The sequence below is a fragment of the Aurantimonas coralicida DSM 14790 genome (assembly GCF_000421645.1).
Taxonomy (GTDB): domain Bacteria; phylum Pseudomonadota; class Alphaproteobacteria; order Rhizobiales; family Rhizobiaceae; genus Aurantimonas; species Aurantimonas coralicida.
This window is the reverse complement of the sequence record NZ_ATXK01000010.1, coordinates 92001-118421: the sequence shown is the minus strand read 5'-3', so window position 1 is coordinate 118421 and position 26421 is coordinate 92001. Positions and strand designations below refer to the sequence as shown.

Here is a 26421-nt window from a genome sequence, read left to right as displayed (position 1 = left end):
GGATGTCGGCACTGATTGCCCTCATCTTGTCGCCCGGCGGCAGGGACGCTGCCATTGCCGCGCGAATCATAGAGGATGTCGGCCTTCAGCCGGTCGTATGTGAGAGCTGCCAGGAACTGATCTGCCGGATCGGCGACGGCAGCGGCTTCGCGATCGTGACCGAGGAATCCTTTCGGGGCGTCGATCTCAAGCCATTGCACGACCGCCTTACTACACAGAATGCGTGGTCGGACTACCCCTTCATCATTCTGACGCGGCGTTCGGAAAGTTCGCAGCGAAATCCTGCGACGACGCAGCTTGCCGAACTTCTGCGGAACGTGACTTTCCTCGAGCGTCCATTCCATCCCTCGACGTTCATCAGTCTTGCGAAGACCGCTTCGAGAAGTCGTGAAAGGCAGTTCGAGGCTCGTGCCCGTATCGTCGAATTGCACGAGCGCGACGATCAGCTCAGGCAGGCAAACGAGACTTTGGAGACGCGTGTCGCCGAGCGGACGGCGGAAATGCAGTTGGCTCACGAAAAACTGGTGATGGAGGTTGAGCAGCGGGAGCGGACGGAAATTCTTCTGAGGCAGGCGCAGAAGATGGAGATGATCGGTCAGCTTACGGGCGGCATCGCGCACGACTTCAACAATTTGCTCATGGCGGTCCTGGGAAACCTCGAACTTCTGCATCGTCATATGACGCTCGATGCGAAGGCTGAACGCTTGGTCGACGGAGCTGTGAAGGGCGCGCAGCGTGGCGCCGCACTCACCCAGAGACTTCTGGCATTCGCGAGAAGGCAGGAGCTCACCCTCGCTCCGACGAACCTCTCCGAGCTCGTGAGGGGAATGGCGGACCTCTTGGACCGATCTCTCGGCTCGACAATCGAGCAGCATGTCGTACTTCCAGAAGGCATGCCTCTGGCTTTCGTCGACGGCAATCAGCTCGAGCTGGCTCTGCTCAATCTCGCAGTGAATGCACGTGATGCAATGCCGGACGGCGGCAGCCTAACGATCGAGGTGGACGTGCCGGATACGTTCGAAGCGATGGTGCTGCCATCGGGCACCTACGTGCGACTTTCAGTCTCCGATACTGGCTCTGGTATGAGCGAGGAGACGCTGAAGCGGGCGACCGAGCCTTTCTATTCAACAAAGGGCGTCGGCAAGGGAACCGGTCTCGGGCTGTCGATGATTCAGGGTCTTGCCGAACAACTCGGGGGATCGCTGCGGCTGACAAGCACGGTTGGCATAGGGACGCGTGCGGAGCTCTGGCTTCCGGTCGCCGCCGGCGCAGGCGAAGTACAGGCTGCCGAGCCAGATCTCGAAATTTCGGCGGTGACCGTCAGTTCCCGGATCCTGATAGTAGATGACGATCCGCTGATTTTGATGAGCACTGTCGACATGCTCGAAGATCTCGGTCACGAAGTCGTCGAGGCGGGTTCTGGAGCGAAAGCGCTTGAGATTCTGAACGCCGGTGAGCAGTTTGACCTGATGATCACGGACTTTTCGATGCCGAGGATGAACGGCGGTCAGCTTGCCCGTGCGGTTCATGAGCTTCGTCCAAGCCTGCCGATGCTTCTGGCCACAGGATTCGCAGAGATGCCGTCCGGTTCTGAAATCGAGCTGCCGAGGCTCGGGAAGCCGTATACCCAAGCGCAGCTAGCGGCTGAGATCGGGAAGCTACTGCGGTAATGTCAGATCGTACATGTGACTGGCGTGCGCTGAATATAGGAGGGCTGTTATGAAGCCTTGGGTGCCATGTATTCCGCATAACGAGCCTGTTGCCATTACAGCTATGCTGCCCGAGGATCTTGGACTGGAACCGCTCCCTTATGCGCACGGGCACGTGTTCGGACACCGGGGATTCCAACTATCCTCATGGTTATCTTAGCCTGGATGACAGCCTACACCTCTGAACTAAAAAGCCTCGTTTGCCGCCGACGGCGGGCTGGATGACCAAGTCGATCTGCTACTCTTGGGCTTGGGCTCCCAGCCCTTGTCGGCACATATGTCAGGGCTTCTGATCGACCGCATGCTCCGTTCGCTCGTCCTGATCAGCCTAGGTGCATTCGGTAACGTCGCCCCCGCTGTTGGGATGTCACCGGAGACCGCAAACGAGATGACGATGGCCGAATTAAATGAAAGCAATCGGGATTTTGCAGCGATAGCTTAAGTGCCTGACGTGGGTCGTGAGCGGTACGACAGCTACAGGCCATACCGTCCAGAAAGCCGCCGGTCGGCTTTCGGCCCGAACCGGAATCGGAAATCATTTCCGACCCGGGTGGGCTGCTGCCAGTCCGGTTGACGACGCTAAAGAGCCAAAGCGGACACGGCTACGTGTGGCTGAAAAACGCTCCCAACTCGACAGCCAGTTCCTCCGGCGCTTCCTCGGCCATGTGGTGGCCGCAGTCGAGGCTGCGACCCATCACGTCGTCGGCCCAACCTCGCCAGATGCCCAAAATGTCGCCGTGAAGTTCTTCGAGGTCATCGCGTGCTGACCAGAGAACCAGAAGCGGACAGGCCAGCCTGCGGCCCGCCGTCTGATCGGCCTCGTCATGAGCCCGGTCAATACCAAGTCCAGCTCGGTAGTCCTCAATCATTCCGTGAACGGTTGCAGGATCGTGGATCGCTGCATGGAAGTCCGCGTAGGCTTGTTCGCCCATAGCAGTCGGAGTCCCGCCATACCAAGCGTCCGGGTCGGCCAGGATCGCGCGTTCGGGCTTCTCGGGCTGCGCGAAGAAGAACCAGTGATACCAGGCGGTGGCAAAACGTGCGTCGCAGCGATGGAGCGCTTCCGCAATGGGGACGCCGTCCAGGATCGCAAGACGGCTGACGACGTTGGGATGGTCCATTGCTGTGCGGAACGCCGTGTAGGAGCCTCGGTCGTGGCCGACGAGCCCGAAGTGATCAAAGCCTAGGTGGTGCATGAGTTCCACGCAGTCTTGTGCTTTGGCCCGTTTGGAAGAGCCGGAATGATCGGGCGTGTCCCGTGGCTTTGAGGATTGGCCAAACCCACGGAGATCGGGGCAAACCACCGTGAAGCGATCGGACAGGACTGGGGCGACCCGATGCCATGTTGCATGGGTGCGCGGATGACCATGAAGCAAGAGGAGCGGCGGACCACTGCCACCCATGCGAACTCTTAGTGTCGCATTAGAAAGCTGGATCCGCTCCAGCTCGAAGCCTTCGAACATACGGCCTCCCGCCCGTTCTGAGATGATCCGGTGACAGTTAGGGCCGCGTTCGCTTATGGGTACGAGGCAAGTCTGCCCTGTCGACAGCAACGGGTCGCGAGCGGTACGACAGCTATCGGCCATACCGTCCAGAAAGCTGCCGGTTGGCTTTCGGCCCGAACCGGAATGCTCAGCAGATGGAAGAGCAGCGCGCCTTCGGAGGCACTTCCGGCAGGTATCCAATCTCGTCGGGGATCACGAGGTTGAGACGGGCAAGGGTCTCGGACAGTTAGCCGGCCTTGCCCTTGGCCTTCTCCTGTTCGAGCGTGTTGACAAGTTCGATGGTCGAGAAGAACCGGATTTTCCGACGGTAATGCTCGACTGCTCACCCCGCGGCGGCGGGGTGAGCGGGCTTCATGCGATCACGAGCGAACCTATGCGACGCTGAGCGAGATCCGGTGACGCATCAGGGCGCCGGTCCCCCGACAGCGCTTCCGTGATCCCTGTTTGTTCCTGCTTGCATTCCTGCGCGGCGGTGCCGCGCAGGTTAAGTCATTCTATTGGCGTCGTTTTCAGGACGTCGCGAACCTAGGTTTCAGTTCCTACCTTGTCGAAGGCGCTCACAACTTTGCTTCCGATTCCACAAATTTGGTATTCCCAACATCTATCGGATCGGATCAGCTGCAGCCGCTGGTCGAGCCGCAGGTGTCGCATTTCAGGCAGGTGCCATTGCGGACCATCGAGTAGTTGCCGCATTCGGTGCAGCTGTCGCCGGTGTAGCCCTTCATCATGGCGATGGAGCGCCGTTCGGCGGTCGACGGTGCCGCCGCCACATTGGCGGTGTCCTTCGCGCTCGCCTCATAGGCCAGCGGCTGATCGAACAGGCCCTGGGCCGGCGTCGTGTCCGACGTCGGGGCCGGATCGGCAAGCGGCGCCTGCTCGTAATCGCGCTTGAAGGCGGCCGCCGGCGTGCCGAGCGCCGTCGGCGACAAAGCCGTGGCCGTGGCGGCAGCCGTTGCCGGACGAGCGGTGACGCGGGCAGGGGATCCGCCGGCGGTGTTGGCCGCCGTCCGCGCGGCCGTGGTCACCGGCTTGGTGCCGGCCGGGGCGTTGGCTGCGTTGCCCTGGGGCTCGGCCGAGGAGATCAGCCGGAATTTCGACGTCTGCCCGCGGACCATGCCGTGGGAGACCGGCAGCGGCTGCGGCTTGTCGCCCTCGACACCGCGACCGAGGGTCGAGGCGCCGAAATCCTCCGGCTGGACATGGGCGAGATCGTGCCGGTCCAGATAGGAGACCGCCAGCTCGCGGAAGACGTAGTCGAGGATCGACGTGGCGTTCTTGATCGCCTCGTTGCCCTGCACCATGCCCGCCGGCTCGAAGCGGGTGAAGGTGAAGGCCTCGACATATTCGTCCAGCGGCACGCCGAACTGCAGGCCCAGCGAGATGGCGATGGCGAAATTGTTCATCATCGCCCGGAAGGCCGCGCCCTCCTTGTGCATGTCGATGAAGATCTCGCCGATGCGGCCGTCATCGAACTCGCCGGTGCGCAGATACACCTTGTGGCCGCCGACGATGGCCTTCTGGGTGTAGCCCTTGCGCCGGTTCGGCAGCTTCTCGCGGTCCCGGACGACCTTCTCGACGATCCGCTCGACGATGCGCTCGGCGACTTCCGCGGCCTGGGCCGGCTTGGTCGCGGAGGCGAGCGCCGCGGTCGCCATCTCGACGGCGTCCTCGTCCTCGTCGTCCTCGTCGGCGATCAGCGAGGCGTTGAGCGGCTGCGACAGCTTGGAGCCGTCGCGGTAGAGGGCGTTCGCCTTCAGGGCCAGCTTCCACGACAGCATGTAGGCCGCGTTGCAATCCTCGACCGTCGCCTCGTTCGGCATGTTGATGGTCTTGGAGATGGCGCCCGAGATGAAGGGCTGCGCCGCCGCCATCATGCGGATGTGGGATTCCACCGACAGGTAGCGCTTGCCGATGCGTCCACAGGGGGTCGCGCAGTCGAACACCGCCAAGTGCTCGGGCTTGAGGTGCGGCGCGCCCTCGAGCGTCATGGCGCCGCAGACATGGACGTTGGCCGCGTCGATGTCCTTCTTCGAGAAGCCGAGGAACGGCAGGAGCTCGAAGGCGAAGTCGGCGAGCTGCTCGTCGGAGACGCCCAGCGTCTCCTTCATGAACGCCTCGCCGAGGGTCCATTTGTTGAAGACGAACTTGATGTCGAAGGCCGAGCCGAGCGCGGCGTTCAGCGCGGCGATGTGCTCGTCGGTGAAGCCCTTGGCCTTGAGCGAGCCCGGATTGATCGCCGGTGCCTGGTTCAGATTGCCGTGGCCGACCGCATAGGCCTCCATCTCAGCGATCTGGGCCTCGGTGTAGCCGAGCGAGCGCAGGGCCTCCGGCGCGGCGCGGTTGATGATCTTGAAGTAGCCGCCGCCGGCGAGCTTCTTGAACTTCACCAGCGCAAAGTCGGGCTCGATGCCGGTGGTGTCGCAATCCATGACGAGGCCGATCGTGCCGGTGGGCGCGATCACCGAGACCTGGGCGTTGCGGTAGCCGTTCTTCTTGCCGAGTTCGACGGCATCGGTCCAGGCGGTCTTGGCCCGGGCGGAGAGGCGCTTGTCGGGCAGCGAGGCATGGTCGAGCGGGACCGGGTCGACCGACAGGCCCTCATAGCCATTGGCGATGCCATGGGCGGCGCGGCCATGATTGCGCATGACGCGCAGCATGTGCTCGGAATTGCGCTCGTAGTCCGGGAAGGCGCCCAGATGCCCGGCCATCTCGGCCGAGGTCTTGTAGGCGACGCCGGTCATCAGCGCCGCGATGGCGCCGCAGATCGCCCGACCCTCGTCGGAATCATAGGGGATGCCAGCGGTCATCAGCAGGCCGCCGATATTGGCGAAGCCGAGGCCCAGCGTGCGGTAGTCGTAGGACAGCCGCGCGATCTCCTTGGACGGGAACTGCGCCATCATCACCGAGATCTCGAGGACGACGGTCCACAGGCGGGTGGCATGCTCGAAGGCGTCGGTATCGAAGCGCTTGATGCCCTCCGGGCCGTCGAGGCCTTCCTCGCGGAACTGGATAAGGTTCAGCGACGCCAGGTTACAGGCCGTGTCGTCGAGGAACATGTACTCCGAGCACGGATTGGAGGCACGGATCGGGCCGGCCGCCGGGCAGGTGTGCCAGTCGTTCATGGTAGTGTTGTAGTGCAGGCCGGGATCGGCCGAGGCCCAGGCGGCGTAGCCGATCTGGTCCCAAAGCTCGCGTGCCTTCAGGGTCTTGGCGACCTTGCCGTCGGTGCGACGGATCAGGTCCCAGGTGCCGTCCTCCTCAACCGCGCGCAGGAAGTCGTCCTTCAGCGAGACCGAATTGTTGGAGTTCTGGCCGGAGACGGTGAGATAGGCTTCGGAATCCCAGTCGGTGTCGTAGACTGGGAATTCGATGTCGGTGTAGCCCTGCCGCGCGAACTGGATGACGCGCTTGACGTAGTTCTCCGGAACCTGGGCGCGCTTGGCGTCCTTGACCGCGCGCTTGAGCGCCGGGTTCTTCATCGGCTCGAAGCAGTCGCCGTCCGGACCCTCGCAGTTCACGCAGGCCGACAGGATCGCCTTGAGGTGCTTGGACACGGTCTTGGAGCCGGTGACGAGCGCGGCGACCTTCTCCTCCTCGCGGACCTTCCACGAGATGTAGTTCTCGATATCGGGATGGTCGATGTCGACGACGACCATCTTGGCGGCGCGGCGGGTGGTGCCGCCCGACTTGATGGCGCCCGCCGCACGGTCGCCGATCTTCAGGAAGCTCATCAGGCCCGACGACTTGCCGCCGCCGGCCAGAGTTTCGCCTTCGCCGCGCAGATAGGAGAAGTTGGAGCCGGTGCCGGAGCCGTATTTGAACAGGCGCGCCTCGCGGACCCACAGATCCATGATGCCGCCGTCATTGACCAGATCGTCGGCGACGGACTGGATGAAGCAGGCATGCGGCTGCGGATGCTCGTAGGACGACGTCGAGCGAGTCAGTTCGCCGGTGCGGTAGTCGACGTAGTAATGGCCCTGGCCGGGACCGTCGATGCCGTAGGCCCAGTGCAGGCCGGTGTTGAACCACTGCGGCGAGTTCGGCGCGACCTTCTGGGTGGCGAGCATGTAGGCGAGCTCGTCCTTGAAGGCGGCGGCGTCCTCTTCCGAGGCGAAATAGCCGCCCTTCCATCCCCAGTAGGTCCAGGTGCCGGCGAGCCGGTCGAAGACCTGCCGCGCGTCCATCTCCGAGCCGGTGCGCTCGGCCTCGGGCAGCTTGGCCAGCGCCTCCTCGTCGGCGACCGAGCGCCAGAGGAAGGAGGGAACGTCGTTCTCCTCGACCTTCTTCAGCGCCTTCGGCACGCCCGCCTTGCGGAAATATTTCTGCGCCAGGATGTCGCTGGCGACCTGGCTGAACTGGGCCGGCACGTCGATGCCGGCGAGGCGGAAGACCACCGAACCGTCGGGGTTCTTGATCTCGCTCGTCGCCTTGCGGAACTCGACCGAATGGTAGGCGCTCTCGCCAGCCTTCGTGTACCGGCGTTCGATCTTCATGCCCATGACGGTCCTCGTCTATTCCGTGTTTGCCGCAACGAATCGCGCCAGCGGGCGAGGGAAACCCCTTCGCGCGGCGCGTTGTCTCGAAAAATCGCCACCGGGCGCATGTGGTATGGGGCCCGGGTGGCGACACTAGATATAGTATATTCGGGGTGGTTAAGCGACTCTGAATCGGGCGTTTGCGACCGGAGGCGGCAGCTTATCCACCTATTCCCGACGGGCCTGTGGACAGCGGTTAACGCCTTGGCGCCACGCGGCCGGTTCTGCCCTGCCGGCCGGCGCTCCAGCCCGCGCCGGATCGCACTCGGGCGGGTCCGCAGCTTCGCGGCCAACCTCGCAGGGGGAGGCTGGCGAGCGCAAGTGTGGACGGCGGTTGAAAGCGGGGACAAGTCCGCGAAGGCGCCGGAGCCCGGTTGTTTCGTCGGACGCTTGATGTCGCACCGGTGCGGTCCGGCAACGGTGCGAAGGCGGGCATAGGAAGCCCAAGCCATATCTGCCGGGCGCGGCGGCCGAATCGGTGTCTGGCTACGAAGATCGGCGCCCGGACGCGTCTCGCCCCTTCAGCCGGACACCGAAACGGACCGGCCAGGGTGCTCTATCGCTGGGTGGCGTTTGTCAGCCGAGGGTGCTCTTGCTGATCGGCGCCTGGAAGGTCAGGCCGAGATCCCAGGGGAAGAAGATCCAGGTGTCCTGAGACACTTCGGTGATGAAGGTGTCGACCAGCGGCCGGCCCTTCGGCTTGGCGTAGACGGTGGCGAAATGCGCCTTGGGGAGCATGGTGCGCACCAGGCCGGCGGTCTTGCCGGTGTCCGTCAGGTCGTCGACGATCAGGATGCCGTCGCCCTCGTCCTTCAGGAGTTCCGGCGAGATCTCCTTGAGAACCCTGAGCTCTCCCTGCTCGCTGTACTCGTGGTAGGAGGCGATGCAGACCGTCTCGATCAGGCGGGTGCCGATCTCGCGGGCGATGATGGCCGCCGGCACGAGGCCGCCACGGGTGATGCAGACGATGGCGCGCCAGTCGTCGCGCTGGCTCGCCAGCCGCCAGGCCAGCGCCCGTGCATCGCGGTGAAACTGGTCCCAGGAGACGGGGAAGGATTTCTCGACCGTGGACATGACGCGCTTCCGGGCTGCTGGAGGGAGCGGTTGCGATAGATCGAATCATCCCGCCGATGCAAGCCGCGTTGCCCGCGGACGCGTCACGGACGCCGGTTTCCACGCATAAAACCGCCGAGGGCCGCAGCACTGCGGCAAAACGGACACGTTGCCGCCGTCGGATCGGGAGGAGATCGCCGGTCCCCCGGGCTCGGTCCTACTCCTTGGAGCGCGCCCGACCGAGATCCTCGAGCATCGCCGTCACCGCGGCTGCGGCGCTCTTCAGCGCCGCATCGTCGCGCGAGCGCACGACGATCTCGGTGGAATAGCGGTCCCCGTCGAATTTCGGATAGGAGCCGATCGTCACCGCCGGGTGCGCCTTCGACAGGGTGCGCAGCGGGTCGCCGATGTCGCCCTCGCCATACGGGCAGGGGATGGCGAGGCTGGCGATGGCCTGGCCGGCCGGCAGCGTCGACAGGACATTGCCCAGCATGGCCTGGAAGATCTGCGGGACACCGGCCATGACGAAGACATTGTCGATGCGAAAGCCCGGGGCCTTGGACACCGGATTGTCGATCAGCGTCGCGCCCTCCGGGGTGCGGGTCATGCGGCGGCGAGCGTCGGTGAAGTCGAGGCCGCGGCCGGCATAATAGTCCGCCAGGAGTTCGACCGCCTCGGGATGCTCGCCGATGGGCAGCCCGAAGGCGGCGGCGACCGCATCGGCGGTCAGGTCGTCATGGGTTGGGCCGATCCCGCCGGAGGTGAAGACGTAGTCGTAGCTGCGCCTGAGGGTATTGAGCGTGTCCGCGATGAAATGCGGCTCGTCGCCGATAATGCGGACCTCCTTGAGATCGATGCCGGCGAGCGTCAGGAATTCCGCCAGATGGCCGATATTCTTGTCCTTGGTGCGCCCGGACAGGAGCTCGTCGCCGATGGCGAGCATCGCGGCAGTCGCGGCGGGTTGGGCACTCATGGCGAAGCTCCGGCACTGCGCTGGGACCACGGCACGGACTGCGTCCGCGCCCTCCACAGCTCGATCGATTCTCAGCGGCACCACCCGGTCCGGACGGCGCTGCAGCACCGCTAATGAGGGCGTTCGGCGCCGCAAGGCAAGGCCCGGCGCGAAACAGCAATGCGCCGCTTTGCTTCTGCGGGGTGACGGTGCGTTGCAACATTTCCACCTCTCGGATGCCGGCAATCCGACTAGGTAAGGGCCAGAGCCCATCCGGCCTCCAGACTCCACGACATTTTCTGAAAGGAAGCGAACCGATGGCGAAAGTCCTCGTACTCTACTACTCCAGCTACGGACATATCGAGGCGATGGCAGAGGCCGTAGCCGAGGGCGCGACCAGCGCCGGCGCCACGGTAGACATCAAGCGCGTCCCCGAGACGGCCCCGCAGGAAGTTGTGGCGGCGGCACATTTCAAGACGGATTACGCCCATCCGGAATGCGACCCGATGGACCTGCCCAGCTACGACGCCATCATCGTCGGCGTGCCGACCCGCTTCGGCAACATGGCCTCGCAGATGCAGGCGTTCTGGGATCGCACCGGCCCGCTGTGGGCGAAGGGCGCGCTCGTCGGCAAAGTGGGCGGTGCCTTCACCTCGTCCGCGTCCCAGCATGGCGGCAACGAGACAACGCTGATCTCGGTGATCAAGACGCTGCTGCATCACGGGCTTATGGCCGTCGGTCTGCCCTATGCCTTCGCCGGACAGATGGACATGAACGAGATCGTCGGCGGCACGCCCTATGGCGCGTCCACCATGGCCAGGGGTGACGGTTCGCGCATGCCCAGCCAGATCGAGCTCGACGGCGCCCGTTTCCAGGGACGGCACATCGCCGAGATTGCCGCGAAGGTCGCGGCCTGAACGAGGCCGGATTTTTGGGGACGGCGAGGGACACGAGATGCCCCTCGAGGGTGGTCGTCCGATATGGCTCGGGCGACCGCTACTCCGATAGACGGCGCAAAGACATGATGACGCTTGCCTGCGTCATGATTGCGGGCTGATTGCCCCCGCAGGATCGCAGCCAAACGTGCCGAAACGCGCGCGTCTCAGTTGTTCGGCGTCTCCTGAAGCGAGCCGCTGCCCTCGAAATTCAGCGCATCGAGCAGGCGCGTCAGGGCCGCGTTCTGCTTCTTCAACCGGACGAGGAAACCCTGCGCTTCGTGAGCATCGGTACTGGCGCTGTCGACACTTTCCACGCGGGCAATGCGCGCGGATCGGGCGGTGTCTCCGAAACGGCTGGAGTGCTCCGTCATGCGTCGGTCTCCCATGCTCGTGTGGTCCGGCTTCTGGCCCGCCGGTTACGCAACGTTACTCATTTTTGCCGCAATTCGCGATGGCTTTTTGTTTCAGTGTGACATTCGGTCCACGAATCTTGACACGGATACCCCGTTTGGTTGAGGTCGCGGCGGCGCGGGCGTGGCGGAATGGTAGACGCAAGGGACTTAAAATCCCTCGGGCTTCGTCCCGTGCGGGTTCGAGTCCCGCCGCCCGCACCAGCAGACAGAACGACTTAGTGCCGGTTCTTGCTGCAATTTGCGAACGATGGCTCCTCATGCGGGCCATCAGTGGCACTGATCACCACAATGTGTGACCGCCGATCACGGACTGGCAGCGGCGGCCGGGCTCTCTCCACGGGGACATTCCATGACCGATCTACCCACCAGCGTGCCCCCGTTCGAGGCCGTGGCACCGCAACTCGTCGATGTGGCGATGGGGCGGACCCATGCGGATCTGGTCGTGCGCAACGCGCGCTGGGTCAATGTCCATTCCGGCGAGATCATCCCGCAGACCGACGTCGCGGTCGCCGCCGGGCGCTTTGCCTATTGCGGGCCCGACGCCGGCTACATGATCGGGCCGGATACCGAGGTGGTGGAGGCCGCCGGGCGCTTCATCATGCCGGGGCTCTGCGACGCGCACATGCATGTCGAGAGCGGCATGGTGACCGTCACCGAGTTCTGCCGCGCGGTGATTCCGCACGGCACGACCTCGATGTTCATCGACCCGCACGAGATCGCCAATGTGCTGGGCCTGCCGGGCGTCCGGCTGATGCATGACGAGGCGCTGGCCCAGCCGGTCAATGTCTGGGTGCAGATGCCGTCCTGCGTGCCGTCGGCGCCGGGGCTCGAGGAAGGCGGCGCGATCCTCGGCCCGCAGGATGTCGCCGAGGCGATGGGCTGGCCGGCGATCATCGGCCTCGGCGAGGTCATGAACTTTCCCGGCGTGGCGGCCAACGACCCGACGATGGTCGGCGAGATCGCGGCAACCCGGAAGGCCGGACGCACGGTCGGCGGACACTATGCCTCGCCCGATCTCGGCCGCGCGTTCCACGCCTATGTCGCCGGCGGTCCCGAGGACGACCACGAGGGCACCCGCATGGAAGATGCCGCCGCGCGGGTACGCCAGGGCATGAAGGCGATGCTGCGGCTGGGCTCGGCTTGGTACGACGTCGCCGAACAGGTGCGGGCGATCACCGAGATGGGTCTCGATTCGCGGCATTTTATCCTGTGTACCGACGACTGCCATTCCGGCACGCTGGTCCGCGAGGGGCACATGGACCGCGTCGTGCGGCATGCCATCTCGCGCGGGCTGAAGCCGATGACCGCGATCCAGATGGCGACGATCAACACCGCCGAGCATTTCAAGCTGGAGCGCGAAATCGGGTCGGTCACGCCGGGGCGCCGTGCGGACTTCCTGATCGTCTCGGATCTGAGCGATCTGACCATCGACGCCGTCTATGGCCGCGGCGTGCGGCTGGCGTCGGGCGGCAAGCTGGAAGCCGACATGCCGGCCCATGCCTATCCGGACAGCGCCATCGACACGGTGAAGCTCGGCCGGGCGCTGACGGCGGACGACTTCCGCGTCGCCGCGCCGAAGGGCGCGGGCGCGACGGTCGAGGCGCGGGTCATCGGGGTGGTCGAGAACCAGGCGCCGACCCGGGCGCTGACCGCAAAGGTGCCGGTGCAGGGCGGCATCGCCATGCCCGATCCGGACAACGACGTCTGCCGCATCGCGCTGGTCGAGCGGCACCGGGCGAGCGGCGACTTGGTCAACGGCTTCGTGTCCGGCTTCGGCTACACGGGGCGCTGCGCCATGGCCTCCACCGTCGCCCATGACAGCCACCACATGATCGTCGTCGGCACGTCCGAGGACGACATGGCGCTGGCCGCCAACCGGCTGGGCGAGGTCGGCGGCGGCGTGGTCTTCTTCGCCGATGGCAAGGAGCAGGCGCTGGTCGAAATGCCGATCGCCGGCCTGATGTCGAGCGAACGGGCCGAGATCGTCGCGGAAAAGGCCGACCGGCTGATCGCGGCCATGCGCGCGGCCGGCTGCACGCTCAACAACGCCTATATGCAGCATTCGCTGCTGGCGCTGGTGGTCATTCCGAGCCTGCGCATCTCCGACAAGGGCATCGTCGACGTGGAGCGCTTCGAACTGGTCGACCTCTTCGTCTGACGCCTTGGACCGCCAATCGGCCCGGTCGCGCCCTTTCCATCAGGCGGCGACCGGGCTCCGCGCATCCGACATGATCTTCAGCCCGATCGCGACGAAGCAGGCGCCGGCCAGCCGCTCGATACGGTGACGGACATCGCGGAACCGGGCCATGATCGGTGGCGAAGCCATGAAGAGGCTGACGGCGGAATACCAGGCGAGTGAGCTCGCAACGACCAGGCCGATCATCAGCACCATGACCCACGACGGCATGGCGCCGGACGCCGCCGTCGCAAACACGCTGGCGAACAGGACGATCGCCTTGGGATTGGTCAGGGTGACAAAGAAGCCGAACAGGAGCGCACTGCGCTCGCGCGGCGCTCCGCCGGCGATCTCCACGGGATCGGGGCGCTTGATGATCAGCCGCAGCCCGAGAAAGACGAGATAGGCGCCGCCCAGGATGCGGACGAACCAGGTCAGCCATTGATACTGGGTCAGGATCGCCGACAGGCCGATCAGGCTCAGGCCTGCGTAGAAGCCGAGACCGAGCGAAACGCCCAGCGCCGTCGCCAGGCCGGCCCGCGATCCCCGCGTCATCGCAGAGCGCACGACCGCGACGAAATCGGGCCCCGGCAGCATCAGTGCCGGGATGAAAACCGCGAGCACGCTGCCGACTGTCATGACGAGGTCCATCGGGCATTCTCCCGCGCAGGCTTAAGAGAGGTGATTATCGTTCCTGCCTTCAACCCGTGCAACGACAGCGACGCGGGTGACGCGGATCGGCCGCGCGGCTTTACAAATTCGCGCGGATGGCCGATGGCTGGCGCAACGGTAATCGAGCAGAGAAAGGGGCGCGCGATGGCATGGAACATCACGATCGGCGGAGCCACGTCCCTGATTATTGGCGCCGGCCTGTCTGGCGCCCGTGCTGCACAGCAGCCATCCGGTGCTCCGACATGTCCGGCCCGCGGCGGCGTCGTCTAGACAGCTTCCGCCTATCCGGCCGCCGCATGTGACGGCCGCGCATTCCTTCGGAGCCGGAGCCGGTTCCACAAGAGCTAAGTCTGTGATCCATGTCCGATAACGAGTTTTCCCGCCGCGTCGCTGTCGCGGAAGAGGCCCTGCGTGCCCTGTTTCCGGCGACGCCCCTGCAGCTCAACGAGCATCTTTCGGCCAGATACGATGCGCGCATCTTCCTGAAGCGCGAAGACCTGACGCCGGTGCGCTCCTACAAGATCCGCGGCGCCTTCAACTTCATGCGCAAGCGGATCGCCAACGGCTCCGCCACCGGGCGGTTCTGTTGCGCTTCGGCCGGCAACCACGCCCAGGGCTTCGCCTTCGCCTGCCGGCATTTCGGTCTCGAGGGCCGGGTCTACATGCCGGTGACCACGCCGCAGCAGAAGATCGACAAGACCCGTGTCTTCGGTGGCGATGCCGTCGAGATCGAGCTGATCGGCGACTTCTTCGACGATTGCTATGCGGCGGCCAAGGCCTATTCCGCCGAGACCGGCGCGGCGATGGTGCCGCCCTTCGACCATGAGGACATCGTCGAAGGCCAGGCGACGGTTGGCCAGGAAATCGCTGCGCAGCTCGACGGGGAGCGCCCCGACATGCTGGTGCTGCCGGTCGGCGGCGGCGGACTGGCCTCCGGTCTGGCCCGCTACTACGCCGGCGAAGCCAGCCCCGACTTCCGCTTCGTCGAGCCGCTCGGGGCGCCCAGCCTGCGCACAAGCCTGACCAAGGGCGAGCGCACGCGTTTGCCGCAGCTCGACGGATTCGTCGACGGTGCAGCCGTCGCCGAGATCGGCGCGCTGCCCTACGAGACGCTGTCGCGCTTTGCGCCGGACGACGTGCTGCTGTCGCCGGAAGGCCGGCTCTGCCAGACCATGCTGGAGATGCTCAATCTGGAGGGCATCGTCCTGGAACCAGCCGGCGCGCTGGCCATCGACGCGCTGCGCGACCTGAAGGACGAGATCCGCGGCAAGACCGTCGTTCTGGTGGTCTCGGGGGGCAATTTCGATTTCGAGCGCCTGCCGGACGTGAAGGAGCGGGCGCTCCGCTTCGAAGGCTTGAAGAAATACTTCATCCTTCGGCTGGCCCAGCGCCCCGGCGCGCTGAAGGATTTCCTCGATTATCTCGGCCCGGACGACGACATCGCCCGCTTCGAATATCTGAAGAAATCGGCCCGCGACTTCGCCTCGATCCTGATCGGCATCGAGACCAAGGACCCGGCGAATTTCGAGGGGCTGCTGGCCCGCTTCGCCGAGAATGGCGTCAGCTACCAGGACATCACCGACAACAATATCCTCGCCGATCTCCTGATCTGATCCGCCAGCGATCCGCGTGATCACGACCGCCGCGGCTCCGGCCAGCGGCGGTCGCGTTGTCAGTCCTGCGGGACCGGCGCCTCAGTGCGCAGCAGGCCTTCGGACTTCAGGTCCGACCACAGGCCGGCGGGGATCGTCTGCCCGATCAGTTGCAGATTGCGCTGCAGATGGTTGCGGGACGACATGCCGGGGATCACCGCGGCGACGCTCGGATGGGTGAGGGGAAAGCGCAGGGCGGCGGCGGCCAGCGGCACGTCATGGGCCTTGCAGACGCTCTCGATCCGCCGCACCCGCTCCAGGATTGCCGCCGGCGCAGGCTCGTAGTCGTAGGTGGCACCCGCCACAGGCCCCGTCGCCAGAATGCCGGAATTGAACGGCCCGCCGATGACGATCGAGGCGTTCTCACGCTGACAGCGCGGCAGGAAGCTGTCGAGTGCGGTCTGTTCGAGAAGCGTGTAGCGGCCGGCCAAGAGGAACACGTCCCAGCGTCCGTGGTCCATCGCCTCCTCGCAGACCTGCCACTCGTTGACGCCGAGCCCGATCGCCTTGACGTCGCCATTGCGGCGCAATTCGTCGAGCGCCCGGTAGCCGCCTTCCATGGCCTGCCTGAACAGCGCCGGATGCGCCGCGGCGCCATGGGTGACCGGACCGATGTCATGCAGGAAGAGGATGTCGACCCGGTCGATGCCCAGCCGCTGCAGGCTGTCCTCGTGGGAGCGCATGACGCCGTCATAGGAATAGTCGTAGTCGGAGCGGAAGGGCGCCGCATCGACGAACTTCTCCCGGTCCGGATTGGGCCCGCGATCCGGTCGGATCAGCCGCCCCACCTTGGTGGAGACGACGGCCTCCTGCCAAGGCAACCCGCGCAGGGCGTCGCCGAAACGGCGCTCCGACAGGCCGAAGCCGTAATAGGGGGCCGTATCGAAATAGCGAAAGCCCGCCTCCCATGCGTCGGTCAGGAGGCCGCGCGCCTCGTCCTCCGCGATCGGGGCGTAGAGATTGCCCAGCGGCGCACCGCCGAAGCCGTATTCGGTGACCTGGACGCCGCTGCGCCCGATCTCGCGTTTGCCGAACTGCATGGGTGATCCTCCCTGTTGGTTCAGGCGGAGCCTCGCCGCAGCCGCCGATCTAGTTTGTCGTCACCGGGCGCGAGCGCATCCTGGCGACGGTCTCGCGCTCGGCCCGCTTGCACAGCATCGGCGGCAGGCCGCGGTCCATCAGATCCATATCGTCCAGCACCATGTCGCCCATCCGCTTGAACGCGACATCGAGCGCGCCGGCGCGATGCGCCGAGCAGAGGAAGCCGTCGAGGGTGCGCACCGGATGATCCTGCGCCAGGGGCTCCTCGGGGAAGACGTCGCTGGCGGCCTGGATGCGACCGGAGCCCACCGCCGCCATCAGGGCGTCGAAATCGACGACGTCGGCGCGGCTGAGCAGGATGAAGGACGCGCCCGCGCGCATAGCCGCAAACTGGGCGGCGCCGATGAAGCCCTGGTTCTCGGAGGTGACTGCGGCGACGGTGAAGACCGTGTCGCTCTCGGCCATGACTTCTTCGAGCGTGGCGGGGACAACGCCGTGGCCGCGCAGGATCGCGTCGGGAAGCCAGGGGTCGAAGACCCGGATGGTGACGCCGAACCCCGTCAGCAGCCGGTGCAGCGCCCGGCCGAGATCGCCAAAGCCGATCAGGCCGATTTCAGATCCGCCGATCAGGCGGGCGCTGTGGTTGCCGTCGCCGCCCCAGGCTTCGCGGCCCTCGCGGAAGGCGCGCGCCGCGGTGCTGACGCCGCGGGCAAGATCGAGTGCCATGGCGAGGCCCAGTTCGGCGACCGGCTGGGCAAAGACGGCGCCGGTCGTCACCACGTGAATGCCGCGCTCGAACAGCGTCGGATAGGGCATGTTGTCGATGAGGTTGCTCTCGACATTGAAGACGCAGCGCAGCGATTGCAGCCGCTCCAGCGTGTCCGCGTCGACCGGGGGCTGGCCGATGATGTAGCGGGCCGCCGCCAGGACCGGATCGGGCAGGGCGGCCAGACCGTCCGGTTCGCATTCCACGACCTGATAGGTGTCGAAGAGCTGCCTGCGCCGCGCATCGGTCAGGATCAGCGCGAGCGAGCGCGGATGCGGCACGCTGATCACCAGCGGCCGGTCGTCGACAATTGCGGATGGGGCAGCCGGCAGGCTCACGCGACGTTCTCCATGTTCGTTTGCGACCGGGGCGGTCTGGCCGATCCGCGGATCACCAGACGCGACGCCAGCCGCCTGTCCGAAGGGCGCCGGCTCGGATCGGCCAGAAGCTCCTGCATCATGTCGGCGGCCGCGTCGATCATCGCGGCGACCGGCTGATGGACCGTCGTCAGGTCGTAGGCCGCATGGGCGGCAACGCCGATGTCGTCGAAGCCGACGACCGCCAGATCACCGGGAATCTGCAGGCCGAACTCGCTGCGCGCCACGTCGATCACCGCCAGCGCCATGACGTCGTTGGCAGCGAAGATTGCGTCCGGCTGTTCGGCTCCCGACAGCAGCCGCCGGCTGGCGGCAAGACCGTCGGCATAATTGAAATTGCCCGTCTCCTCGGCAAGCAGCGCGACGCCGCGGGCCGCGAGCCGGTCCGTGAAGCCGCGCCTTCGCTCACCGCTGGTCGCCGCACAGGGCAGTCCGGCAAGATAGGCCGGTCGCCGGCAACCGGCATCGAGAAGCAGGTCGGCGACCGCCGCCGCGATCTCGACATTGTCGACCGTGACCGCGCCCACCGGCACCTCGTCGGCGTGGTCGGAAATGCCCTCGATATCGGAGTTGAACACGACGACCAGCGGAATATCGAATTCGGTATAGCGGGCGGCGGACTGGGGCGAGATGTCGTTGGACAGGAAGAAACAGCCATCGACGCGGTATTCCAGCATGGAGGGCATGGCGATCTGCAGGTCGCTTTCCGCGTCGCCGGAAAAGATCAGCGTTTTCAGGCCGTCGTCCTGCAGGCGCCGCGCCAGCCGCTCCAGCGCGACGGCGATGAAGGGGTTGTCGAGCCGGCCGGTGACGATGCCGATGATGCCGGAGCGCCGGCTTACCATCGCGCGGACCAGAGCGTTGCGGTGATAGCCGAGCTCCTTGGCGGCGGCGAGCACCTTGCGGCGGGTCTCGTCCGAGACGCTGGCTCCCTCGGTGAGGGTGCGCGACACCGCCGAACGCGACACGCCGGCCAGTTCCGCGACGTCGAGCGCGGTCACGCGGCGGCGGGACGGGCGCGAGGGTCGTTTGGCTGACGTCATGCCGTTTCGAGCGCCCCCGTGATCAGGCCGGTCGCCTCTTCCGGAGAGCTGGCGGAGATGGGCTTGTCGGCGACCTTGCGCCCGCGGCGCAGGACGACCAGCCGCTCGGCGACGGCGAAGACGTCGGGCATGCGGTGGCTGATCAGGACGACGGTGACGCCGCTGTCGCGCAGCCGCTTGATGAGATCCAGCACCTGCGCGACCTGCCGCACGCTGATGGCGGCGGTCGGCTCGTCCATCAGGACGATCTTCGATTGCGCCAGCCGGGTCCGGGCGATGGCGACGGCCTGGCGCTGGCCGCCGGACATCATCCGCACCTTGTCGCCGGGGCAGGTCTCGGACTGGAGCTCGGCGAAGAGCTCGGCCGCGCGGCGCGACATGGCGCGGTAGTCGAGCACCTGGAAAGGACCGATGCGGCGCTTGAGTTCGCGGCCGAGGAAGACGTTGTCTGCCGCGGTCAGGTTGTCGCAGAGCGCCAGGTCCTGATGCACCACCTCGATGCCGTGATTGCGCGCATCGGCACTGTCGGCAAAGCGCACCGGCTGTCCCTCCAGCGCGATCTCGCCCTCGGACGGCTGGAAATTGCCGGCGATGATGCGCACCAGCGTCGACTTGCCGGCGCCGTTGTCGCCCATCAGGCCGACGACCTCGCCATGGCCTAGCGTCAGGTCGATGTCGTCGATCGCGTGGATCGCGCCGAAGCGCTTGGAGACGTTGCGCAGTTCGAACAGCGGTCCGGTCATTCGGCAAGCCTCCGCGTGGCGGCGAACTGGTCGAGGGCGACGGCCGCCACGAGGATCACGCCGATCAGGATCTGCTGGATGAAGGAGGAGACATTGAGCAGCACCAGGCCGTTGGTGAGAACGCCGATCAGCAGCGCGCCGACGACGGTGCCGAAGATGCTGCCGACGCCGCCGAAGAGGCTGGTGCCGCCAATGACGACAGAGGCGATGACGGTGAGTTCCAGGCTGAGGCCAGCGACCGCTTCGGCGGAGTTCAGGCGGGCCGAGAGCAGGAAGGCGGCGAGGCCGCAGAAGAAGCCGCTGATGACATAGACCAGCATCACGATCCGGCGGATCGGCACGCCATTCAGCGCGGCGGCCCGGGCATTGCCGCCGGTGGCGTAGACGTGCTTGCCGAAGGCGGTGTAGCGCAGCACCAGATGGGCGACGAGCGCCGCGAGGACGAAGATGATGACCGGGACGGGCACCATCGAGATGCGGCCCTGGCCCCACCAGGCGTAGTCTGCGGTGAAGCCGGAGATCGGCCCGCCACCGGAAAACAGCAGGGCCGCGCCGCGAAAGGCGGTGAGCCCGCCGAGCGTGACGACGAAGGGCGGCACCTTGAGGCGGGTGATCGCCAGCCCCTGCAGCGCACCGCCCGCCATGCCGACGGCGAGCGCGGCGAGGACGGCGAAGATCACCGGGTTGCCGGCGGCATCGCCCGCGGCGATGGCGAAGCGATCGTCCAGCCCGCCCTTGGCGACATAGGCGCCGACAAGGCCGGCGAGCGCCAGGAGCGAGCCGACCGACAGGTCGATGCCCGCGGTCAGGATGACGAAGGTCATGCCGATGGCGATCAGCCCGGCGATGGAGACCTGCCGCAGGACATTGAAGATGTTGAGCGGGTGCAGGAAACGCGGCTCGAGGATGGCGAAGATCGCGACGAGCAGCAGCAGGAACAGCGGGGCGGCATAGCGGGCCAGGAACTGGATCGCATCGAAGGGATGCGCTCGCGAGTGCGGCACCGCAGACGGGGGCGCAGGGGTCATGATCTCATCCGAAGACAGGGACGGGAAAGAGCCGGCGGCGACGCCGGCTCTTCTGGCAGCGCGGTAACGCCCGGCGCTACTGGATCTCGCCGAGGCGCTCGGCCTTGTCGAGATTGTCCTTGGTGATCGCGATCGGGTTCAAGAGGACCAGCGGCTCGGGTGCCTTGCCGTCGCGCAGATGCGCTATCATCGCCTCCAGCGCCGTGGCGCTCTGGCCGCCCGGAAACTGCTCGATGGTCGCGGCGAGGCCGCCGTCGCGCACCGAGGCCAGCGCCTCGGGCAGGGCGTCGAAGCCGATGATCGGGATGTCGAGGCCGCGCTCCTGCGCCACCTGCAAGGCGCCGAGCGCCATGTCGTCATTAGCGGCGACGATGACATCGGGCGGGGTGGCGAGGCCGCCGAGGATCGCCTCGGTGACCGACGCGCCTTCCTCGCGGGCGAAATTCGCCGTCTGCTCGGCAACGAACTCGTAATTGTCCTTGCCGTCGAGGACGTTGTGCAGGCCCTTGTTGCGATCGATCGCCGGGCTCGCGCCGGGCTGGCCTTGCAGATTGACGACGCGGGCGCCGTCCGGGAACAGTTCCATGATGAGGTTGCCCTGGGCCTCGCCGCCGACGACGTTGTCGGCGCCGACATGGGACAGGATGCCCTCGACACCGTCGACGCGGCGGTCGATCGTGATCACCGGGATCTCGGCATCGACGGCCTGCTTGAGGGCCGGGGCCATCGCGACCGCGTCGATCGGGCTGATGATGATGCCGTCGACGCCCTGGATGATCGCCGCTTCGACGTCACCGGTCTGCTTGGTCGTCTGGTTCTGGCCGTCGGTGGCGATCAGGCTGATGCCGCCGACCTCCTCGGCCTTCTTGGTCAGCGCGTCCTGCATGTGGACGAAGAACGGGAACTCCAGCGCCGGCATGGAGGTCGCCAGCGTGACGTCCTGGGCATGCCCCGGCACCATGGCGCCCAGCAGCGACGCGGCGACGACGCCCGGCGCCAGCAATTTCGAAAACGGCTTCATTCCATCCTCCCGAGATCCGGCGCGTTCGCGGCCTCCCAGCGTCGAACGCCCGTATTTATCGTCGCGGAATCAATTAGAAGCGCCAACCGCCCCAAGTAAAACCGCCCTTTGCACACGTGTGCAACGATGCTACGCTAGCTTCGGTGCTGCGATCGGTCAATGGCCGAGCTGCCGCCGGCGGATTTCAACTTTGCGCTGCATGTATAGCCATGTTGCGATGCGAAATCTGACAGTAACGGGTTGATCTGCGTCGCCTTCGGGTGACACTCAAGGCGAGGGCCGGCGGCATTCCTGCTGCAAACGCCCGGGACGAACTGCCGGCGGGAGGGCCGAATATGGGGGAAACAGGGTCGGCTGTGGCCGTGGAGGATCCGCGCTTTGCGGCATTCTTCCCGCCAGACGCGAAGCTGGAGCGCATTGCGGAGGGGTTCATCTGGGCCGAGGGGCCGGTCTGGTTCGACGAGATCGGCGAATTGCGCTTCTCCGACATTCCCAACAACCGCATGATGGCTTGGACGCAGGAGGGCGGACTGCGCGTCTTCCGCCAGCCGGCGCAAAGCACCAACGGCCATACCCGCGACCGCGACGGCGCGATGATCTCCTGCGAGCATACCGGGCGCTGCGTCAGCCGGACCCGGATGGACGGCACCTACGAGGTGCTGGCGACCCACTGGCAGGGCAAGCGGCTGAACTCGCCCAACGACGTGGTGGTCAAGTCCGACGGCTCGATCTGGTTCACCGATCCGCCCTACGGAATCATCTCGGACCATGAGGGCATTCGCGCCGAGAGCGAGATCGGGTCGAACAATGTCTACCGGATCGATCCCGACACCGGCGCGGTCGACCTCGTCGCCGACGATTTCGACCGGCCCAACGGCCTGGCCTTCTCCGTCGACGAATCCGTTCTCTACGTCGCCGATTCCGGCCGCGCCCGCGGCCACGGCTTCGGCACCGACGACAGCCGGCCGCATCACGTGCGGGCGCTGACCGTGGTGGATGGCCGGCGGCTGGGGACGAGCCGGGTCGTCTGCGAGGTCGACCGCGTGCCCGACGGCCTGCGGGTCGACACGGAAGATCTCCTCTGGGTCTCGGCGGCCGACGGCGTCCATTGCTTCACGCCGGCCGGCGAACGGCTCGGCCGCGTGCGGGTGCCGGAGGTCGTGGCCAATCTCACCTTCGGCGGGCCGGATCGCTCGCGGCTCTTCATCTGCGGAACGAGCTCGATCTACGCCATCGACACCACGCGCCGCGGGGCGCAGCGGCCGTGACGGTCACCGCCCGCACCTTCGTCACGAACTTCCGGCGCCGGAACGGGGCCGCTCACCAGAAGGACCATCGCCCATGCTGAAGGGGATCGACCCGCTCCTGAACGCCGAATTGCTGGGCGTCCTCGCCGCCATGGGACATGGTGACGAGATCGTCATCACCGACGCGAACTTCCCGTCCGAATCGGTGGCACGCGACACCGTGCACGGCACCGCGCTGCGCATGGACTGCTCGGCCCCGCGCGCGGTCGAAGCGATCCTGTCGCTGCTGCCGGTCGACGATTTCGAGCCGGACGCCGTGCGCTTCATGAATGTCGTGGGCGATCCCAAGGCCCGGCCCGAGGTGATCCAGGAGGGCGAGGCGCTGTTTCGGGCCGAAGGCGCAGACCTCACCGGCGTCGACCGGTTCGATTTCTACGATCAGGCGCGCGAGGCCTATGCGATCGTCCAGACGACCGAGCGGCGTTTCTACGGCAATTTCATCATCCGCAAGGGCGTGATCCCGCCGGGTTCCAGCAGCTGAGGCGAGCGATGTCGGAGCGGATCGACGCCCATTGCCATTTCTGGCAGCTGTCGCGAGGCGACTATCACTGGCTGCAGGACAATGACGATCCGGCGCTGGCGCCGATCCGGCGCGATTTCGGTCCCGCCGATCTGCGCCCGCTTTCGGCAGCGGCCGGGATCGGGCAGGTGGTCCTGGTGCAGGCGGCCGAAAGCGACGCCGAGACCGATTTCATGCTGGCGCTGGCCCGGCAGAACGATGAGATCGCAGGCGTCGTCGGTTGGGTCGATCTGGCCTCGGCCGGGGCCGCGGACCGGATCGCAGCGTTTGCGGCGGAGCCGGCGCTGAAATCGCTGCGGCCAATGCTGCAGGATATTGCCGATCCCGACTGGCTGCTGACGGCGCCGTCGCCCGCGGCACTCGCCGCGCTGGACCGCTCGGGCCTGCGCTTCGACGCGCTGGTGCTGCCGGTGCATCTGTCGCGGCTCGCGAGCTTCTGTGCTGCCCATCCCGATCTGCCGGTCATCATCGACCACGCCGCCAAGCCGGCGCTCGGCGCGCCGTCGGATGATCCGCGCCATGCCCTGTGGGCCGAGGGGATGGCCCAGCTGGCCAGCGAGACGGCCTGCGCCTGCAAGCTGTCCGGTCTCCTGACCGAAATGCGTCCCGACCAGCGCGACACGCCGGAGGCGGCGCTGGCCGTCCTGCAGCCGGTGTTCGAGCAGCTGTTGGACTGGTTCGGGCCCGGGCGCCTCGTCTGGGGCTCGGACTGGCCTGTGCTGACCCTGGCGGCATCTCACTCCAGCTGGGTCGAGATCACCGACGCCTTTCTCGCGCCTCTGTCAGCGAGCGAGCGCGCGGCGATCCTTGGGGGCAATGCCCGCCGGTTCTACGGGCTGGCGGAGGCGAATAACGGATTGGGCTCAGCCAAGCTGAGCGGCACCTGAATGCGCTTTCTCGCTTCCTTGCGCGAGTAATATGTCCCGGTACAACGCAGACGCGCTCCCCTTCCGTTGCGAAACGTGCCAGCTTGGTCAAAGTGCAATGCAGCATCGGGGCTTGATCATGATCTCGCATGGTGTTCCTTCGCATTTCGGAACCGCGGATATCTGTGTGGCGGGAGCGGGCCCGGTCGGTCTCGCAGTTGCACTGCAATGCGCCCAGGCCGGCCTCAAGGTGATCCTTCTGGAGTCCGGTACGCAGCGCGCAAGCAAGACGCACCAGCTGCTGTCGAATTTCACCAGCGACGACGACATCATTCATGCTCCGGCGCATCTGACCGTGCGCAGGGTTCTGGGTGGCACATCAACCATGTGGGGCGGGCGCTGCGTCGAGTACGACGATATCGACTTTGTCAGGCGCGACCATGTGGGAGGATCGGGCTGGCCTATCGCCCATCATACGCTGAGACCGTACTACGACGCCGCGCGCCGTTTCCTCAGCAGCGACTTCGGCGCAATTGACCCGGTGCCGGAGCAGAGTATCTTCCAGACCACGTCGCTGGAAAGCTGGACCCGCGACAGAAACACGGCGCATTACCACCGCGAGGTCCTGAAATCGTCGAAAAGCATACTCGTCTGCACCGACAGCACATTGGTCGACGTGCGGATGCGCAATGGGGGCGGCGCCGTCGAAGCGTTCGTCATACGGTCTCGCGGGCAGGAGGTTGTCGTCCGGGGCTGCGCCTTCGTTCTCGCCTGTGGGGGGCGCGAGAACGCCCGTTTGCTCCTCAACCTGCAGAGGCGGTTCTCCGCAATGTTCGGCGGGGAAGGGGGCCCACTGGGGCGCCGTTACATGGGCCATCTGGCCGGCGAAATCGCCTGTATCGAATTCGCGGACCCGAGTCTGGCCGAAGCGTTCTTCTTTCGGCGGGCCGGGCAGCGGACCTTCATACGGCACCGGTTTCGACCGACCGACGAGACCCAGCGTCGCCACGAGCTTCTTAATATCGCCTTCTGGCCAAAAAGTCCGCCGCCGGAGGATGCGTCCCATCGCGACGGCGTTGCTTCGGCGCTGCACATAATGAGCCGGCTGCGCGTACGAGCGCGACATCGACCGGGGCGCCCAGCCGACCCGACAGTCGCCAGCGCGCACATCCTCAATATTCTCCGCAAACCGGGCGCTGCGATGATCGGGGCAGCCAGCTATGCCTATCGGCAAGCGACGCCGCGGAGCCTATATCCGCATTATTTTCTTCGGACACCCGATAATATCTATCTACTCCACTATCACTCCGAACACGCGCCGAACGACGCTAGCCGGATCGCGCTTTCGTCCGACAAGGACGATTTCGGGCTTCACAGGCTATCGGTGAGCTTCCGCTATGGCCACCAGGATTTCCAGTCCGTCGTACGCGCCCATGAACTGCTGGATGAGTGGCTGAGGTCTCAAGGATATGGCCGATTGCGATATCTGGACGATAGCGGGGATCGCCTTGAGGGCATCCGCCGCCATGCCCGGGACGGCTACCACCAAATCGGCCTGACCCGCATGTCGGATAGGCAGGGAGATGGGGTCGTCGACACAAACTGCACCGTACACGGGGTCGCCAACCTCTCCATCGCCGGAAGCTCGGTTTTCCCGACCTCCGGACAAGCCAACCCGACCCTCGCCGCAGTCGCGCTTGCGCAGAGACTTGGCGATCACCTCACCCGCAGGCTCTCGACGCGCGGCTCGCCCAGCCCGGCTCCGCACGACCCGCCAGCAAGTTCGTCCTCCACCTTGACTGAGGGGCGTTTCCTCCGAGGACGAACGGACGGGGCAGAAGCGTGAACCGATACTCGGTCATTGACGCGAACCGCACTGCACCCCGGGACCATAGGAATTCGCGATACCAAGTGATCGATAGCTGGGTTGGCGGATGGGGTGGGATTCGAACCCACGGTACGGTCTCCCGCACGCCGGTTTTCAAGACCGGTGCCTTCAACCGCTCGGCCACCCATCCGACAGCGTCCGATTAAAGCCGACGGCGGTCCGGCGCAAGCGGGCGTGGTGTCTTGGCCGCGATCGTGGGCGTGGCCTTCGCGTCGG

20 protein-coding genes, 2 tRNA genes and 1 pseudogene are annotated in these 26421 nt (G+C 65.9%); 9 read left to right on the top strand and 14 right to left on the bottom strand.

Annotated features, from left to right (window positions below):
• Nucleotides 1-2: 2 nt before the first annotated feature.
• Entirely contained in the window at nucleotides 3-1670 is a 1668-nt protein-coding gene (locus H536_RS0118065; RefSeq protein ID WP_024351784.1) for an ATP-binding protein, read from the top strand.
• Between the two features lie 641 nt (nucleotides 1671-2311).
• On the opposite strand, the gene H536_RS0118060 is transcribed toward H536_RS0118065, so the two are convergent.
• The 5 genes and pseudogenes from H536_RS0118060 to H536_RS0118045 all read right to left on the bottom strand — a co-directional run bounded on the left by H536_RS0118060 (nucleotide 2312) and on the right by H536_RS0118045 (nucleotide 9775).
• Nucleotides 2312-3172: an alpha/beta fold hydrolase gene (locus H536_RS0118060; RefSeq protein ID WP_024351783.1), complete on the bottom strand. Its 861-nt coding sequence runs from the start codon at nucleotides 3170-3172 to the stop codon at nucleotides 2312-2314.
• A gap of 167 nt (nucleotides 3173-3339) precedes the next feature.
• A pseudogene (locus H536_RS23850) lies at nucleotides 3340-3536 on the bottom strand (ATP-binding protein); the annotation flags it as partial.
• Between the two features lie 292 nt (nucleotides 3537-3828).
• The gene (locus H536_RS0118055) at nucleotides 3829-7707 is read right to left on the bottom strand and encodes a vitamin B12-dependent ribonucleotide reductase (protein ID WP_024351782.1); all 3879 of its coding nucleotides are present in this window, start codon (nucleotides 7705-7707) and stop codon (nucleotides 3829-3831) included.
• A gap of 618 nt (nucleotides 7708-8325) precedes the next feature.
• On the bottom strand, nucleotides 8326-8823 hold the full coding sequence (gene gpt / locus H536_RS0118050) for a xanthine phosphoribosyltransferase (RefSeq protein WP_009209626.1): 498 nt from the start codon (nucleotides 8821-8823) through the stop codon (nucleotides 8326-8328).
• 196 nt (nucleotides 8824-9019) lie between these two features.
• A complete protein-coding gene (locus H536_RS0118045) occupies nucleotides 9020-9775 on the bottom strand; it encodes a competence/damage-inducible protein A (protein ID WP_024351781.1) in 756 nt (251 codons plus the stop codon).
• A gap of 296 nt (nucleotides 9776-10071) precedes the next feature.
• Between H536_RS0118045 and wrbA the strand changes: the two genes are divergently transcribed.
• Nucleotides 10072-10671: an NAD(P)H:quinone oxidoreductase gene (gene wrbA, locus H536_RS0118040; protein WP_024351780.1), complete on the top strand. Its 600-nt coding sequence runs from the start codon at nucleotides 10072-10074 to the stop codon at nucleotides 10669-10671.
• A 185-nt stretch (nucleotides 10672-10856) separates the two neighbouring features.
• Here wrbA and H536_RS0118035 read toward each other — a convergent pair whose 3' ends face one another.
• Complete coding sequence (locus tag H536_RS0118035) at nucleotides 10857-11063, bottom strand: hypothetical protein (RefSeq protein WP_024351779.1); 207 nt, start codon at nucleotides 11061-11063, stop codon at nucleotides 10857-10859.
• Nucleotides 11064-11220: 157 nt separating this feature from the next.
• Between H536_RS0118035 and H536_RS0118030 the strand changes: the two genes are divergently transcribed.
• Nucleotides 11221-11306 (top strand) — tRNA-Leu (locus H536_RS0118030).
• 148 nt (nucleotides 11307-11454) lie between these two features.
• Nucleotides 11455-13263, top strand: a complete 1809-nt coding sequence (gene ade / locus H536_RS0118025; RefSeq protein ID WP_024351778.1) for an adenine deaminase — start codon at nucleotides 11455-11457, stop codon at nucleotides 13261-13263.
• 39 nt (nucleotides 13264-13302) lie between these two features.
• On the opposite strand, the gene H536_RS0118020 is transcribed toward ade, so the two are convergent.
• Nucleotides 13303-13920: a LysE family translocator gene (locus tag H536_RS0118020; protein WP_244877519.1), complete on the bottom strand. Its 618-nt coding sequence runs from the start codon at nucleotides 13918-13920 to the stop codon at nucleotides 13303-13305.
• Nucleotides 13921-14312: 392 nt separating this feature from the next.
• Between H536_RS0118020 and ilvA the strand changes: the two genes are divergently transcribed.
• Nucleotides 14313-15566 carry a threonine ammonia-lyase IlvA gene (gene ilvA / locus H536_RS0118015; RefSeq protein ID WP_024351776.1) on the top strand — a complete coding sequence of 418 codons (1254 nt, stop codon included), beginning with the start codon at nucleotides 14313-14315 and terminating at the stop codon, nucleotides 15564-15566.
• 59 nt (nucleotides 15567-15625) lie between these two features.
• On the opposite strand, the gene H536_RS0118010 is transcribed toward ilvA, so the two are convergent.
• The 6 genes from H536_RS0118010 to H536_RS0117985 form a co-directional block, all read right to left on the bottom strand.
• Complete coding sequence (locus H536_RS0118010; protein ID WP_024351775.1) at nucleotides 15626-16645, bottom strand: aldo/keto reductase; 1020 nt, start codon at nucleotides 16643-16645, stop codon at nucleotides 15626-15628.
• A 49-nt stretch (nucleotides 16646-16694) separates the two neighbouring features.
• The gene (locus H536_RS0118005; protein WP_051141643.1) at nucleotides 16695-17750 is read right to left on the bottom strand and encodes a hydroxyacid dehydrogenase; all 1056 of its coding nucleotides are present in this window, start codon (nucleotides 17748-17750) and stop codon (nucleotides 16695-16697) included.
• The gene (locus H536_RS0118000) at nucleotides 17747-18832 is read right to left on the bottom strand and encodes a LacI family DNA-binding transcriptional regulator (RefSeq protein WP_024351773.1); all 1086 of its coding nucleotides are present in this window, start codon (nucleotides 18830-18832) and stop codon (nucleotides 17747-17749) included. The genes H536_RS0118005 and H536_RS0118000 overlap by 4 nt, the downstream gene beginning before the upstream one ends.
• Nucleotides 18829-19575, bottom strand: a complete 747-nt coding sequence (locus tag H536_RS0117995) for an ATP-binding cassette domain-containing protein (protein WP_024351772.1) — start codon at nucleotides 19573-19575, stop codon at nucleotides 18829-18831. Before H536_RS0117995 ends, H536_RS0118000 begins: the two co-directional genes overlap by 4 nt.
• On the bottom strand, nucleotides 19572-20603 hold the full coding sequence (locus tag H536_RS0117990; protein WP_210310380.1) for an ABC transporter permease: 1032 nt from the start codon (nucleotides 20601-20603) through the stop codon (nucleotides 19572-19574). The genes H536_RS0117995 and H536_RS0117990 overlap by 4 nt, the downstream gene beginning before the upstream one ends.
• Nucleotides 20604-20679: 76 nt before the next feature.
• Complete coding sequence (locus H536_RS0117985; protein ID WP_244495471.1) at nucleotides 20680-21624, bottom strand: substrate-binding domain-containing protein; 945 nt, start codon at nucleotides 21622-21624, stop codon at nucleotides 20680-20682.
• A 335-nt stretch (nucleotides 21625-21959) separates the two neighbouring features.
• On the opposite strand from H536_RS0117985, the gene H536_RS0117980 reads away from it, so the two are divergent.
• The 4 genes from H536_RS0117980 to H536_RS0117965 all read left to right on the top strand — a co-directional run bounded on the left by H536_RS0117980 (nucleotide 21960) and on the right by H536_RS0117965 (nucleotide 26163).
• The gene (locus H536_RS0117980) at nucleotides 21960-22892 is read left to right on the top strand and encodes an SMP-30/gluconolactonase/LRE family protein (RefSeq protein ID WP_024351769.1); all 933 of its coding nucleotides are present in this window, start codon (nucleotides 21960-21962) and stop codon (nucleotides 22890-22892) included.
• A gap of 73 nt (nucleotides 22893-22965) precedes the next feature.
• Complete coding sequence (locus H536_RS0117975; RefSeq protein ID WP_024351768.1) at nucleotides 22966-23412, top strand: RbsD/FucU family protein; 447 nt, start codon at nucleotides 22966-22968, stop codon at nucleotides 23410-23412.
• Nucleotides 23413-23420: 8 nt separating this feature from the next.
• On the top strand, nucleotides 23421-24338 hold the full coding sequence (locus tag H536_RS0117970; protein ID WP_024351767.1) for an amidohydrolase family protein: 918 nt from the start codon (nucleotides 23421-23423) through the stop codon (nucleotides 24336-24338).
• A gap of 118 nt (nucleotides 24339-24456) precedes the next feature.
• The gene (locus tag H536_RS0117965; protein WP_205620016.1) at nucleotides 24457-26163 is read left to right on the top strand and encodes a GMC oxidoreductase; all 1707 of its coding nucleotides are present in this window, start codon (nucleotides 24457-24459) and stop codon (nucleotides 26161-26163) included.
• 82 nt (nucleotides 26164-26245) lie between these two features.
• Here the strand turns inward: H536_RS0117965 and H536_RS0117960 are convergent.
• Nucleotides 26246-26335, bottom strand: a tRNA-Ser gene (locus tag H536_RS0117960).
• Between the last annotated feature and the right edge of the window lie 86 nt (nucleotides 26336-26421).

Coding starts and splice junctions, on each gene's coding strand:
- H536_RS0118055 (WP_024351782.1), bottom strand. CDS start 7,707: ATGAAGATCGAACGCCGGTACACGAAGGCTGGCGAGAGCGCCTACCAT.
- H536_RS0118045 (WP_024351781.1), bottom strand. CDS start 9,775: ATGAGTGCCCAACCCGCCGCGACTGCCGCGATGCTCGCCATCGGCGAC.
- ilvA (WP_024351776.1), top strand. CDS start 14,313: ATGTCCGATAACGAGTTTTCCCGCCGCGTCGCTGTCGCGGAAGAGGCC.
- H536_RS0118035 (WP_024351779.1), bottom strand. CDS start 11,063: ATGACGGAGCACTCCAGCCGTTTCGGAGACACCGCCCGATCCGCGCGC.
- H536_RS0118065 (WP_024351784.1), top strand. CDS start 3: ATGTCGGCACTGATTGCCCTCATCTTGTCGCCCGGCGGCAGGGACGCT.
- H536_RS0117970 (WP_024351767.1), top strand. CDS start 23,421: ATGTCGGAGCGGATCGACGCCCATTGCCATTTCTGGCAGCTGTCGCGA.
- H536_RS0118010 (WP_024351775.1), bottom strand. CDS start 16,645: ATGCAGTTCGGCAAACGCGAGATCGGGCGCAGCGGCGTCCAGGTCACC.
- H536_RS0117980 (WP_024351769.1), top strand. CDS start 21,960: ATGGGGGAAACAGGGTCGGCTGTGGCCGTGGAGGATCCGCGCTTTGCG.
- H536_RS0117990 (WP_210310380.1), bottom strand. CDS start 20,603: ATGACCCCTGCGCCCCCGTCTGCGGTGCCGCACTCGCGAGCGCATCCC.
- H536_RS0118060 (WP_024351783.1), bottom strand. CDS start 3,172: ATGTTCGAAGGCTTCGAGCTGGAGCGGATCCAGCTTTCTAATGCGACA.
- H536_RS0118020 (WP_244877519.1), bottom strand. CDS start 13,920: ATGACAGTCGGCAGCGTGCTCGCGGTTTTCATCCCGGCACTGATGCTG.
- ade (WP_024351778.1), top strand. CDS start 11,455: ATGACCGATCTACCCACCAGCGTGCCCCCGTTCGAGGCCGTGGCACCG.
- H536_RS0117965 (WP_205620016.1), top strand. CDS start 24,457: ATGATCTCGCATGGTGTTCCTTCGCATTTCGGAACCGCGGATATCTGT.
- gpt (WP_009209626.1), bottom strand. CDS start 8,823: ATGTCCACGGTCGAGAAATCCTTCCCCGTCTCCTGGGACCAGTTTCAC.
- H536_RS0118000 (WP_024351773.1), bottom strand. CDS start 18,832: ATGACGTCAGCCAAACGACCCTCGCGCCCGTCCCGCCGCCGCGTGACC.
- H536_RS0117985 (WP_244495471.1), bottom strand. CDS start 21,624: ATGAAGCCGTTTTCGAAATTGCTGGCGCCGGGCGTCGTCGCCGCGTCG.
- H536_RS0117975 (WP_024351768.1), top strand. CDS start 22,966: ATGCTGAAGGGGATCGACCCGCTCCTGAACGCCGAATTGCTGGGCGTC.
- H536_RS0117995 (WP_024351772.1), bottom strand. CDS start 19,575: ATGACCGGACCGCTGTTCGAACTGCGCAACGTCTCCAAGCGCTTCGGC.
- wrbA (WP_024351780.1), top strand. CDS start 10,072: ATGGCGAAAGTCCTCGTACTCTACTACTCCAGCTACGGACATATCGAG.